9 protein-coding genes are annotated in these 12,426 nt (G+C 70.1%); 4 read left to right on the top strand and 5 right to left on the bottom strand.

All coding sequences use genetic code 11. From position 1 onward, the window contains the following. Positions 1 to 21: 21 nt before the first annotated feature. The 5 genes from ACTJLF_RS09825 to ACTJLF_RS09805 all read right to left on the bottom strand — a co-directional run bounded on the left by ACTJLF_RS09825 (position 22) and on the right by ACTJLF_RS09805 (position 7,256). Positions 22 to 1,074 (bottom strand): TRAP transporter substrate-binding protein, encoded by a 1,053-nt coding sequence (locus tag ACTJLF_RS09825; RefSeq protein ID WP_309937900.1) that lies wholly within the window; start codon positions 1,072 to 1,074, stop codon positions 22 to 24. Between the two features lie 45 nt (positions 1,075 to 1,119). After that, positions 1,120 to 2,364 (bottom strand): alpha-hydroxy acid oxidase, encoded by a 1,245-nt coding sequence (locus tag ACTJLF_RS09820; protein ID WP_440882975.1) that lies wholly within the window; start codon positions 2,362 to 2,364, stop codon positions 1,120 to 1,122. 6 nt (positions 2,365 to 2,370) lie between these two features. Then, positions 2,371 to 3,351, bottom strand: a complete 981-nt coding sequence (locus ACTJLF_RS09815) for a Bug family tripartite tricarboxylate transporter substrate binding protein (RefSeq protein WP_354327571.1) — start codon at positions 3,349 to 3,351, stop codon at positions 2,371 to 2,373. A 38-nt stretch (positions 3,352 to 3,389) separates the two neighbouring features. Continuing rightward, a complete protein-coding gene (locus ACTJLF_RS09810) occupies positions 3,390 to 5,006 on the bottom strand; it encodes an indolepyruvate oxidoreductase subunit beta family protein (protein WP_440882997.1) in 1,617 nt (538 codons plus the stop codon). Positions 5,007 to 5,096: 90 nt separating this feature from the next. Continuing rightward, positions 5,097 to 7,256, bottom strand: coding sequence for an indolepyruvate ferredoxin oxidoreductase subunit alpha (locus tag ACTJLF_RS09805; RefSeq protein ID WP_354424597.1), 2,160 nt, complete (start codon positions 7,254 to 7,256; stop codon positions 5,097 to 5,099). A gap of 116 nt (positions 7,257 to 7,372) precedes the next feature. Here ACTJLF_RS09805 and ACTJLF_RS09800 point away from each other — a divergent pair, with 116 nt between their 5' ends. The 4 genes from ACTJLF_RS09800 to xdhA all read left to right on the top strand — a co-directional run bounded on the left by ACTJLF_RS09800 (position 7,373) and on the right by xdhA (position 12,425). Continuing rightward, on the top strand, positions 7,373 to 8,287 hold the full coding sequence (locus ACTJLF_RS09800) for a LysR family transcriptional regulator (protein WP_440882974.1): 915 nt from the start codon (positions 7,373 to 7,375) through the stop codon (positions 8,285 to 8,287). Positions 8,288 to 8,406: 119 nt separating this feature from the next. Beyond that, positions 8,407 to 9,660, top strand: a complete 1,254-nt coding sequence (locus ACTJLF_RS09795) for an NRAMP family divalent metal transporter (RefSeq protein ID WP_440882973.1) — start codon at positions 8,407 to 8,409, stop codon at positions 9,658 to 9,660. A gap of 183 nt (positions 9,661 to 9,843) precedes the next feature. Continuing rightward, entirely contained in the window at positions 9,844 to 10,623 is a 780-nt protein-coding gene (locus ACTJLF_RS09790) for a sulfite exporter TauE/SafE family protein (protein WP_126185307.1), read from the top strand. Positions 10,624 to 10,811: 188 nt separating this feature from the next. Next, a complete protein-coding gene (gene xdhA, locus ACTJLF_RS09785; protein WP_354413253.1) occupies positions 10,812 to 12,425 on the top strand; it encodes a xanthine dehydrogenase small subunit in 1,614 nt (537 codons plus the stop codon). Position 12,426 lies beyond the last annotated feature (1 nt).

The raw sequence follows: 12,426 nt of genomic DNA, 5'->3' as shown, positions 1-12,426 counted from the left end.
CTTGAAAGAAGACGCCCGACATCACAGGGCTGACTTGTATTTGGTAAGGCTGGCCTTCAGCGCATCCATCACGGCCTTCGGGTCTTCGCCGACCTTCTTCACGCTGTCGGCCCACTGCGCTTCGGAAGGCGCCGCCGCCTTGCGCCATGCGTCCAGCTGCTCGGGCGTGAGCTTGTAGATCTCGTGCCCCGACAGCGCAGCCATCTTGGCGCGGCCGCCGAACTCGAAGTCGGCCCACGGGCCCGCCACCTTCTGCGCCCACTCGCTGGTGCAGTGGTCGTCGATCACCTTCTTCTGCGCGGCGGACATCGCGTCGTACTTGCCCTTGTTCATCACCCACACGAAGGGCGTGACGTACAGCGGCACGTCCATGTGGTACTTCACCACCTTGTCGATGCCGAAAAGGCCGATCGAGCCCCACGGGAAGGTGATGGCGTCGGCCACGCCGCGCTCGAGCATGTCGCGCGACTCGGGCGCCGAGGCCTGCACGTTGGTGCCGCCCAGCGAGGTGATGAGCTGGCCCACGGTGCTGGTGGCCGGGCGCACCTTCATGCCCTTGATGTCGCCGGGCACGGTGATCTTCTTGCGCGAGTGGAAGGTGCCCGGGTCGTGCACGAAGGCGAAGCAGTACTTGACGTCCTTCATCTCCTTGGCCGCGTAGTTGCGGTACCAGGCGTCGATGGCGGCCGAACCTTCCTTGCCGTTGGCGAACAGGAAGGGCAGTGACGCACCCGCCATCACCGGGAAGCGGCCCGGCTGGTAGCCCGGGTTCACGTACGAGAAGTCGGCGATGCCGTCGCGCGCCATGTCGTAGTGGTCGAAGGCCTTGCCCAGCTGCTCCGAGGGGAAGAGGATCGCGGTGATGGTGCCGCCCGACTCCTTCTTGATGTCGTCGGCCCACGCCTGCAGCGCGGGGTTGAGCGGGTGCTGCGCGGGCACCCAGCTCGACAGCTTGAGCTGCACCGGCTTGTCCTGCGCCTGGGTGGCGGGAACGGCCAGCGCGAGGGCTGCGGCGGCCGCTGCAAGGCCCAGGGGCATGCAGCGGGACGGACGGGGTTGGCGAGTGGCTTTCATGGTCTCCTTCGTTGTGTTGTGTGTCTCTACGAGCGAATCCGCAATCTAGGCAGCCGCGTGCGCGGGGTAAATGGAGGCTTTCCCGTGCGTCGGCACGGATGCGTGCGTCGCGTGCCCGACTTGTTCGATCTGCGAACGCGATGCATGCATCTCGACATGCCTGCGCCCGAGTTCGGCGACGCGCAAGGCGCCCAGCAGAGTCATCGTGCGTTCGGTTTCCTGCGCGAGCAGCTGCAGCACCGAGAGCGCGCCCTCTTCGCCGCCGCAGGCCAGGCCGTAGACCGGTGCGCGACCCACCAGCGCCGCGTTCGCCCCGAGCGCGAGCGCCTTGACGATGTCGCTGCCGCGCCGCATGCCGCTGTCCACCAGCACCGGCATGCGCCCGCCGACCGCATCGAGCATGGCCGGCAGTGCGGCGATGGTGGCCGGCGCGGCATCGAGTTGCCGCCCGCCGTGGTTGGAGACCACGATGCCATCCGCGCCGTGGCGCAGCGCACGGCGCGCGTCCTCGGCGCCCAGCAGGCCCTTCACGAGCAGCGGCCCGTCCCAGAGCTTGCGCAGCCAGGCCAGGCTCTCCCAGGTGAGCGTGCGGTCCATGGCGCGCGAGAGCAGCGCGGCCTGGGTCTGCGCCGAGACCGGCGCCCCGTCGTCTTCATCCGGCAGCAGGTTCGCGAACTGCGGCATGCCGCCGCCGGCCAGCCGCAGCAGCCATGCGGGGTGCCGCGCCATGTCGAGCACGGTGCCGGGCGTGAGGCGCATCGGCACACGGAAGCCGTGACGCAGGTCGCGTTCGCGCAGGCCGCTGACGGGCACGTCCACCGTGAGCACGAGCGCCTCGAAGCCCGCATTGCGCGCGCGGCGCACGATGCGTTCGGCGATGGCGCGTTCGCCCATCACGTAGAGCTGCATCCACAGCGTGGCGTCGGGCGCGGTGCTGCGCACCTCCTCGATGCGTGTGTTCGAGGCCGTCGAAAGAATGAAGGGCACGCCCGCCGCCTGCGCGGCGCCGGCCAGCAGGGCGTCGGCGCGCGGCCGCACGAGGCTGGCCAGCCCGATGGGCGCGATGGCGAAAGGGGCGCGCCAGCGGCGGCCGAAGAGTTCGGTGCCGATGTCCACCTTGCTGGTGTCGCGCAGGCATTCGGGGATCAGCGGCAGCGCCTCGAGCGCCTCGCGGTTGCGCCGGAGGCAGCGCTCGTCTTCCGCGCCGCCGTCGATGTAGTCGAACACCAGCCGCGGCAGCGCGCGGCGGGCGCGGCGCCGGTAGTCCTCGACGTTGAGCAGCTGGGCCATCTGCGCTCAGTCCGCGACGATCCGGCGTTCGCGGATCAGCGCGCCGAAGCGCTGGGAGTCGGCCGTTGCGCGCTGCTGGAACGCTGCCGGCGAGCCGGGCTGCGCCTCGCCGCCGATCGACGCGATGCGCTCCTGCACCGCCGGCAGCGCGAGCGCGCGGTTGATCTGCGCGTTGAGCTGCGTCACCACCTCCGGCGGCGTACCGGCGGGTGCGTAGAAGCCGAAAACCGTGTCGGCGTCGAAGCCGCGCAGGCCGGCCTCGTCGAGCGTGGGCACGTCGGGAAAGAGCGGCGAGCGCTTCGGGCTGCCCACGGCCAGCAGCCTCAGCTTGCCCGCGCGCACCTGCGTGAGCGCGATGCCGGGGTCGAAGGCGTAGTCGATCTGGCCGGCCAGCAGGTCCTGCAGCGCGGGCGCGGCGCCTCGATAGGGCACATGCAGCGCGAACAGCTCGGCTTGGGTCTTGAACATCTCGCCCGCGAGGTGCGGGGAGCTGCCGTTGCCCGGCGAGCCGTACGACAGCTTGCCGGGGTTGGCCTTCACGTACGAGATGAACTCCTTCACGTTCGCAGGAGGCAGCGAGGGCCGCGTGACCAGGAACACCAGCACGCGCGCGGCGGCTGCCACGGGCACGAGATCCTTCGCGGGGTCGAAGCTCATGCGCGAATAGAGGTGCGGGTTCACCGACACCATGCCGCCCGAGCTCATCAGCAGCGTGTAGCCGTCGGCCGGCGCGCGCGCCACGGCCTCGCCGCCGAGGTTGCCGTTGGCGCCGGCGCGGTTCTCGATCACCACCGGCTGCTTCAGCGACTCCTGCAGCGGCTGCGAGATCGCGCGGGCGATCTGGTCCGCGGCACCGCCTGCGGGGAAATTGACGATCACCTTGATCGGCTTGGCAGGCCACGCGTTGTTGGCGTGCGCCGGGGCCAGCATGGCGGCTGCTGCCAGCAGCAGGAGGCATCGTCGCCAGGGAAGGGCGGGGCGGGTCATCGGTCTTGTCTCCTTTTCTTGTATCCGGCTGCGTCCGCTCAGGCCTTGGCCGGCGGCGGCCGCTTCATCCAGCGGATCGGCTGCGCCTGCACCGGCCGCGGCGCTGCGCCGTGGGCGGCCAGCGCGGCGTCGAGGGCCTTGCCGCCCTCATCGGCCAGTGCAGCCTCGCGCGCCGCGGCAACGGCCGTGGCCCGCTCGGAGGCCGCCAGCGTGCTGCGGCCGGCCAGTTCGTCGATCACGTGCAGCAGGTTGTGCTTGCCGCGCTCGTTGGTGCTGCCGTAGCCCTTGATGAGCCGTCCGCACAGCGCGAGTTCGTGGCCCAGCGCCCAGGCCTGGCGCGTGCCGGTTTCCACGGCGGCCAGCCAGCGCTCGATGAGGGCCTGCTCTTGCGCAAAGCGGCTGCCGCGCCGGCGCAGCCAGCGCAGCGAAGCCAGCAGCCGCAGCGAGGCCATGCCGAACACCGAATGGCTGCCCACCTTCAGCGGCAGCGCCCACGGCGCGAGGCCGCGCGACTGGCGGCGGCGGTCCCAAGCCGTGACGCGGCTGGCGAGCGACGCGGGCAGCAGCGCCGCGAACTCGGCGGCGCCGGGCTTGAAGTGGTCGTAGACCTTCACGATGTCTTCCTCGCCGGCGCGCACCTCGCGCCGAACGCGCTGCGCACGGCTGGCGCGGCCCTTGAGCGCGGCCACGCGCACGATGTCGTCGAAGGCCATCCACAGCGCGAGCCAGCGTGCGGCCTCGCGGGTGACGGCGAAGTCCCGCGCGCCGGCCGGATCGGCGGCACGCTCCGCATCGAGGACGCGGCCCAGCCGCTCGGCGTAGAGCGAGGCATAGGCGGCGTCCTGGTAGTCGAGCACGCGGGCATGGCCCAGCGCGAGCATGTCGTGCACGGCCGGCGGAAAGCGCCGCGCCAGGTCGGCGGGCAGGGCGGCGACCGGTGGCGGCGCGTCGTTGCCCTCGCCGGCCATCACGCTGCTGACGAAGGCGGCCTGCGTGCGTGGCGCGTCGACCGCCTCGAAGGCCGAGGCGAAGCCGCGCAGGCTGGCGGCGGCCATCCGGTTGAGCTTCTCGGGCGCGCTGCTGTCGCCGCCGCGCACCACGTGCTCGTAGGCCTCGCGCGGGAACGGGAACAGCCCGCTGCCCGCGATGGCGCCCAGCATCACCGCGCTGACCACCGTGCCGCTCTCGCGCGCGACGGCGTTCATGTCGAACACATGGTGCTCGCGGCTGAAGGCCTTGACCACGTCGAGCAGCTGCTGCGCGTCGGCGCGGCCGTCGCCGAGCTGCATGCGCTCGGCCGTCGTGAAGATGCGCGCCGAGGAGCTGATGACCATCGTGCGCTGCGGCGCGCTCATGCCGTTGCCGATCTGGCGCGCGGTCTCCAGCAGCTCCGAGGAGACGATGGCCTCCAGCGCGCCCGGCACCGGGCTCAGGCTGAACACGGGGCGCCTGCCGCCGAGCTGCGCGAGCGGCACGGGAAAGACTTCGATGTAGTAGGTGGTGGCGCCGGTGCGCTGCGCCACGCCGGGGATCGAGGTGCTCTGCGCCGCATAGCCGGCATGGCGCGCGGTGTCGACCAGCCATTCGGTGAGCACGCCGCCGCCTTCGCCGCCAAGGGCGCAGACGAGCAGGGTGATGGGGCGGGTGTGGTCCATGGTTCGGTTCATCGGGTCGCTTCTGTTCTTGTTATTTCCGGATGGCTGTTGCTCCCTCTCCCCCAAGGGCGAGGGAGAAGGAAAGCGTGGTCATGAGGGCTGCAGCGCGCGAACGAACGCGCCGCGCAGGCCATGCAGCAGCCGCTCATGCCACTTCGGGTTCTGCACCACCTCCGCCCGGTAGAAGCTCGGGCACAGCGTGGCCGCATGCGCATTCGCGCCGCACAGGCCGCAGCCCACGCAGCCGTCGATCACGGTGGCCACGGGGTCCACCTTCAGCGGATCTGGGTTGTCGCGCAGCGTGAGCGTGGGGCAGCCCGACAGGCGGATGCAGGCGTGGTCGCCGTTGCACACGTCCTCGTCGACGCCGTACTTCACGCGCACCACGCGCTCGCCTTTCTTCAGCAGGCTGGCGATCCAGGGCTTGATGCGGCGCTGGCGCTCCAGCTGGCATTCGCCCTCTGCGATCACCACCTTCAGGCCGTCGAAGTCGCTGGTGAGCGCCTCGGTCAGCGTCTTGCGCATGCGCTCCACGTCGTAGGTGGTGACGGTGCGCATCCACTGCACACCCAGGCCCTTGAGCGTGGCCTCGATGGTCTGGTTCTTGTCGACCAGGCTCTGCTGCTTGTCCTCGGCGCGTTCCTTGATCTCGTCGTCGGGCGTGGAGATGATGTCCTGCGTGCCGGTGGCCGAGGTGTAGCCGTTCTTGAAGATCAGCAGCACCGCGTCGTCGCCGTTGAAGAGCGCGCTCTGCACGCCGGTGAGCAGCCCGTTGTGCCAGAAGCCCCCGTCTCCCATGATCGAGAGCGTGCGCCGGTTCATCATCGGCGCCACGCCCGCGCGGCTCGCGAGGCTCATGCCGTAGCCCAGGATGGAGTGGCCCATCGAGAAGGGCTCGAAGGTGCCGAAGGCGTGGCAGCCGATGTCGGCGGCCACGTGCACCGGCCCGGTCTCCTGCTGCGCGAGCTTGAGGGCGGAGAACACCGGCCGCTCCGGGCAGCCGACGCAGAAGCTCGGCGGCCGGTTGGGCAGCGGCGAGCTCAGCCGGCGCGCCACGGCCTCGCGGCGCTCGCGGTTGCCCGCCAGCCAGGCCTGGGCCGAGGAGGATGCCTCGTCCGCCTCGATGTACTTCGCTGCGAAGGCGCCGATGCCGCCGGAGAGCACCTCCACGCCGTACTCGCCCGCGGAGGGCAGCATGTCCTTGCCGTGCAGCGGGGTCTGGATGTCGCGCCGGCGCAGCAGCGTGGCGATGTCCTGCTCGATGTATTCGGGCTGGCCTTCCTCCACCACCAGCACCGCGCGCTTGCCCACGCAGAAGTCGGCGACCTGCTCGGGCACCAGCGGGTAGGTCACGTTGAGCACGAGGATCGGGATGTCCGTCTCGCCGAAGGCATCGGCCAGCCCATGCTGCTGCAGGCTGCGGATCAGCGCGTTGTAGAGCCCGCCTTGCACCACGATGCCGAGGTCGGCATGGCGCCGCCCGGGCATCAGCTCGTTGAGGCCGTGCTCGGCGATGTAGCGGCGCGCGGCCGGAATGCGTGCCTCGCCCTTGAGTTTCTCGTGCCTGAAGGTGACGGGCGGGTGTGCGAGGCGCATGTAGTCGAAGCCGGCGGGCTCCTCCATCAGCGCACGGGTGGAGACGGCGGGCCGCACGTTGTCCTTGCACTCGAAGCTGCCGCGCACGTGGCAGGTGCGGATGCGCAGCTCCATCAGGCAGGGCATGTTCGAGCTTTCCGAGAGGCGGAAGCCCTCCTCCACCATGCGCACCATCACGCCGAGGTCGGGCCTGGGGTCGAGCAGGCACATGCTCGACTTGAGTGCGTAGGCGTGTGTGCGCTCCTGGATCACGCTGGCGCCTTCGCCGTAGTCCTCGCCCACCACGATGAGCACGCCGCCTGTCACGCCCGGCGACGACAGGTTCGACAGCGCGTCGGCCGCCACGTTGGTGCCGACGATGGACTTCCACGTCACGGCGCCGCGCAGCGGGTAGTGGATGGAGGCGCCGAGCATCGCCGCGGCCGAGGCCTCGTTGGAGCAGGCCTCGACATGTACGCCCAGCTCGTCCATGTAGGCCTTGCCCTGGACCATCACGTCGAGCAGGTGCGAGACGGGCGCGCCCTGGTAGCCGCCGACGTAGGCCACGCCCGACTGCAGCAGGCCCTTGGTGATCGCGAGGATGCCCTCGCCGTGGAAGGTGTCGCCCGCGCCGAGGCGCAGCATCTCCACTTCCTTGCTGAATGAAACTTCCATCTTGTCTCTGTCTCTTCTTTGTTCTGGGGCCCGATGGGGTTCTGGGGGGCCGGTGGGGAAACGGGAGTGTGGTCGGCGGTGCGCCATACCTCAATAAAATGAGGCAGCTATCCAATATGAACACGGTGCATATCGACACGGTCGACCTCAACCTGCTGCGGCTCTTCGACGCGGTCTACCGCGCGCGCAACGTGAGCCGCGCGGCCGAGGCGCTCGGCCTGACGCAGCCGGCGGCCAGCCACGGCCTGACCCGGCTGCGCCTGCTGCTGGGCGATGCGCTGTTCACCCGCACCCCCGGCGGCGTGGCGCCCACGCCGCGCGCCGACCGCCTGGCGGTGGCCGTGCAGGCGGCGCTGGCCACGCTGGAAAGGGCGCTGCACGAGCCCGACCGCTTCGAGCCGCAGGTGTCGCGCAAGACCTTCCGCATCCACATGAGCGACATCGGCGAAGGGCGCTTCCTGCCCGCGCTGATGGCGCGGCTGCGCGAGCTGTCGCCCGGCGTGCGGGTCGAGACGATGCCGCTGGCGCCGGGCGACATCGCCGCCGGCCTCGACAGCGGCAAGGTCGACTTCGCCTTCGGCTTCCTGCCCGGGGTGAAGGACACCCAGCGCGCCCAGCTGCTGAAGGACCGCTACATCGTGCTGCTGCGCAAGGACCACCCCTTCGTCAGGCGCAGGCGCAGCGGGCAGGCGCTGCTGGAGGCCCTGCAGGAACTCGACTACGTGGCGGTGCGCACGCATGCCGAGACGCTGCGCATCCTGCAACTGCTCAACCTGGAAGACCGGCTGCGGCTGACGACGGAGCACTTCATGGTGCTGCCGGCCATCGTGCGCGCGACCGACCTCGCGGTGGTGATGCCGCGCAACATCGCGCGCGGCTTCGCGCAGGAGGGCGGCTACGCCATCGTCGAGCCGCCCTTTCCGCTGCGCGACTTCACCGTGTCGCTGCACTGGAGCAAGCGCTTCGAGTCCGACCCGGGCAACCGCTGGCTCAGGCAGGTCATCACCGAGCTGTTCTCCGAGCGGGCGTAGCCGGCTCCCGCCTGCCGCGGGCCGGCAGAAAAGAAGCGGGCGACGGCCAACGTTTTTCCGGGGACGGACGTTGAACGTTCATTCCCTGGTCAGGCTCGCCGTGCCACCATCCGCCCCACATGAAGAAACTCATCCCCTCGTTCCTGCGACACGTAGGCCCCGGCGTCGTCACCGGAGCGGCCGACGACGACCCGTCGGGCATCGCCACCTACACCCAGGCCGGCGCCCAGTTCGGCACCGGGCTGCTGTGGACGGTGTTCCTGTCGCTGCCCTTCATGGTGGCGATCCAGCTGGTGTCGGCGCGCATCGGGCGGGTCACGGGCAAGGGCGTGGCGGCCAACCTGCGCGAGCACATGCCGCGCGGCTTCCTGATCGTGCTGGTGTCGCTGCTGGTGGTGGCCAACACCATCAATATCGCGGCCGACATCGCCGCGATGGGCGAGGCACTGCAGCTGGTGGTCGGCGGCGGGGCGCACTTCCACGCGCTGGTGTTCGGCATGGTGACGGTGCTGCTGCAGGTGTTCGTTCCCTACCGCAAGCTGGCGCACATCCTCAAGTGGCTCACGCTCACGCTGTTCGCCTATGTGGCGGCGGTGTTCTCGGTGCAGGTGCCCTGGGCGCAGGTGCTGCACGACCTGGTGGTGCCCAGGCTGCAGTGGCGCGGCGACTACTGGATGATGATCGTGGCGCTGCTGGGCACCACCATCTCCCCGTACCTGTTCTTCTGGCAGGCCTCGCAGGAGGTGGAGGAGCTGCGGCTCAAGGGCGGGCGCAAGGGCTCCGAGCAGGAGGTGCGGCACGACCTGAAGCGGGTGCGGCTCGATACCTGGATGGGCATGACCTTCTCCAACCTGATCGCCTTCTTCGTGATGGTGGTGGGCGCGGCGGTGCTGTATGCGGGCGGGGTGCACGACGTGACCTCCGCCGCCCAGGCCGCCGAGGCGCTGCGCCCGCTGGCCGGCGACTTCGCGTTCCTGCTGTTCGCCGGCGGCATCATCGCCACCGGGCTGCTGGCCGTTCCGGTGCTCGCGTCCTCGGCCGCCTATGCGGTGGCCGAGGCCTTCGGCTGGGAAGAGGGGCTGGAGCGGCACTGGCGCGAAGCCAAGGAGTTCTACGCGATCATCGCCGTGGCCACGCTGGTGGGCACGGCGCTCGACTTCACGCCGATCGACCCCATGAAGGCGCTCTACTGGAGCGCCGTCATCAACGGCGTGGTGGCCGTGCCGATCATGGCGGCCATGATGATCCTCGTGACCCGCGAGAAGGTCATGGGCGTCTTCACCTCGGGCCGCCGCACCCGCTGGCTGGGCTGGGGCGGCACCGCGCTGATGGGCTTCGCCGCGCTGATGATGGGGTGGGACCTGGTGCGCTGAAGAGGGCCCCGGACGCGGCGCGGTATTCTCGGAGCCCGCTTTCTCGCGTTTTTCGCTTCCCGTTCCCCGCTCCCGCCGCCTTCCCCGCTCCCGAATGTCCGTTCCGTCCGTAGCGCTGCGCGTTGTCCGCGCGCGCCTCTCCCACCCTGCGCTTCCTTCCGCCGCACCCTGAGGCCTCCTGCGGTGCAAGCGATCCTTTCCCAGGCCGGCCCCGTGCTGGTCTTCATGGCCTGCGTGGCGCTGGCCACCTACGCGCAGAACCTCACCGGCTTCGCGTTCAGCCTGATCCTGCTCGGGCTGGTGTCGGTGCTGCACGTCGCCAGCGTGAGCGATACCGCCAACGCGGCCACCGTCCTGAGCCTCATCAATGCCTGGACGTATTTCCGCGCCCGGCCGGGCGTGGTGCCCTGGCAGCTGATGAAGCCGGCGCTCAACGGCAGCACGGTGGGCGTGATCGTCGGCCTGATGCTGCTGACCTGGCTCAGCGGCGGCGCGGTCGACTGGCTGCGCGGGCTGCTGGGCGTGTCGATCCTGGGCTGCGCGGTGCTGCTGGTACTGCAGGCCAGGCCTCTGCCGGCGGTGTCGGGGCGCGCGAGCTTCGCGCTGATCGGGGGGCTGTCGGGCGTGCTGGGCGGGCTGTTCTCGAGTTCGGGGCCGCCCATCGTCTTCCACATGTACCGCCAGCCGCTGGACCGCGAACTGGTGCGGCGCGCGCTGCTGCTGATGTTCGCCTTCAACTCGCTGGTGCGGCTGGTGATCGTGGTGCCCACGGGGCATTTCTCGCTGCGCTCGGCACTGCTGGCCGGCTGCGCGATGCCCGTGGTCTACGGGGTGACGCGGCTGCACCACCGCCTGCCCAACAGGCTGCAGCCGCGCACGCTCAAGTGGCTGGTCGGCGGGCTGCTCGCGGTGGCTGGCTCGACGCTGGTGGCCACCGCCTGGGTGGCCATCGTGCAGCGCTGAACCCCGCCCCGGTGCCGCGCCAGGATCGCCGAGTGGCCCGGGAATTGCAACCCCCACGCAAGGGTTTCCCCGTACGTGGCATACCGGCCCCCACATACGCGTTATGGGCACCCGCGTATGCAAGAGGCCGGACAAGCCGCTAACGTCCATGACTGACCCACGAAGGGTCGCCCACGAGCCCTAAAAGCATGAGCACCGACAGCAGCAAGATTCAACCGATCCGCTTCTTCCATCGCGGAAAGATCGTCGACGTCACCGGCGTCCATCCGACCCGTTCCGTGCTCGACTGGCTGCGCGAGGACGCCCGCTGCACCGGCACCAAGGAAGGCTGCAACGAAGGCGACTGCGGCGCCTGCACCGTCGTCATCGGCGAACTGGCCACCGACCCCCAGGCCCCCGGCACCATCGACGGCCTGAGCCTGCAGACCGTCAACGCCTGCATCCAGTTCCTGCCCACGCTGCACGGCAAGGCCCTGTTCACGGTCGAAGACCTCAAGGCGCAGGCGCAGTGCCTGCCGAAGACGCAGACCGGCAGCAACGGCAAGCACGCGGTGCACACGCTGCACCCCGTCCAGCAGGCCATGGTCGACTGCCACGGCTCCCAGTGCGGCTTCTGCACGCCCGGCTTCGTGATGTCGCTGTGGGCCAGCTACGAGCACCACCAGGCCGAAGGCACCCAGCCCACCCGCCAGCAGCTGGCAGACGAGCTCTCGGGCAACCTGTGCCGCTGCACCGGCTACCGTCCCATCCTCGACGCCGGCCAGCGCATGTTCGACCTGCCTGCCGTGCGCCTCGACACGAAGCCCGTGGTCGCCGCGCTCACCGCACTGAAGAACGAGGGCTTCGACTACGCCGCGCCGCTGGGCGCGCGCATCGACCACTTCCACGCCCCGAAGACGCTGGCCCAGCTCGCCGCCCTGCGCGAGCAGAAGCCGCGCGCGCAGCTGCTGGCCGGCTCCACCGACGTGGGCCTGTGGGTCAACAAGCAGTTCCGCGACCTGGGCGACATCATCTACGTGGGCGACGTGGCCGAGCTGAAGACCATCGAGGATCGCCCGGACAACGGTGGCGAGCTCTACATCGGCGCCGGCGCCTCGCTCGAATCCGCTTTCGCGGCGCTGGTGGAACGCGTGCCCAGCCTGGCCGAGGTGTGGCTGCGCTTCGCCTCGCCGCCGATCCGCCATGCCGGCACCATGGGCGGCAACGTGGCCAACGGCTCGCCCATCGGCGATTCGCCGCCTGTGCTGATGTCGCTGGACGCGCAGATCGAGCTGCGCCGCGGCGACGCCGTGCGCCGCATGCCGCTGCCCGATTTCTACCTGGACTACATGAAGAACCAGCTGCAGCCGGGCGAGTTCGTCCAGGGGCTGGCCATTCCGCATGACGCGATGAAGCGGCAGGTGCGCGCCTACAAGATCAGCAAGCGCTTCGACTGCGACATCTCGGCGCTGTGCGCGGGCTTTGCCATCGAGCTCGAGGCGGGCAGCGACACGGTGAAGGCCGTGCGCCTGGCCTTCGGCGGCATGGCCGCCGTGGTCAAGCGTGCCGCGAACGCCGAGGCCGCGCTGGTCGGAAAGCCGTGGACGCAGGCCAGCGTCGCCACCGCCAAGCTCGCGCTGGCTCAAGACTTCAAGCCGTTGTCGGACATGCGCGCATCGGCCGACTACCGGCTGCTGGTGGCGCAGAACCTCATCCAGCGCCTCTGGCTCGAAACGCGGGCGGAGGAGGCGTTGCCAATCGAGGAAACCAGCGTCTGGAGCGTGATGCCCCATGCCGTCAATGCGGCTGCGCAAGGAGTCTGAC

Source organism: Variovorax sp. 22077, from assembly GCF_052044195.1.
GTDB lineage: Bacteria > Pseudomonadota > Gammaproteobacteria > Burkholderiales > Burkholderiaceae_C > Variovorax > Variovorax atrisoli.
Note: the sequence above shows the minus strand (reverse complement) of the source record. Positions and strands in the feature narration are given on the sequence as shown.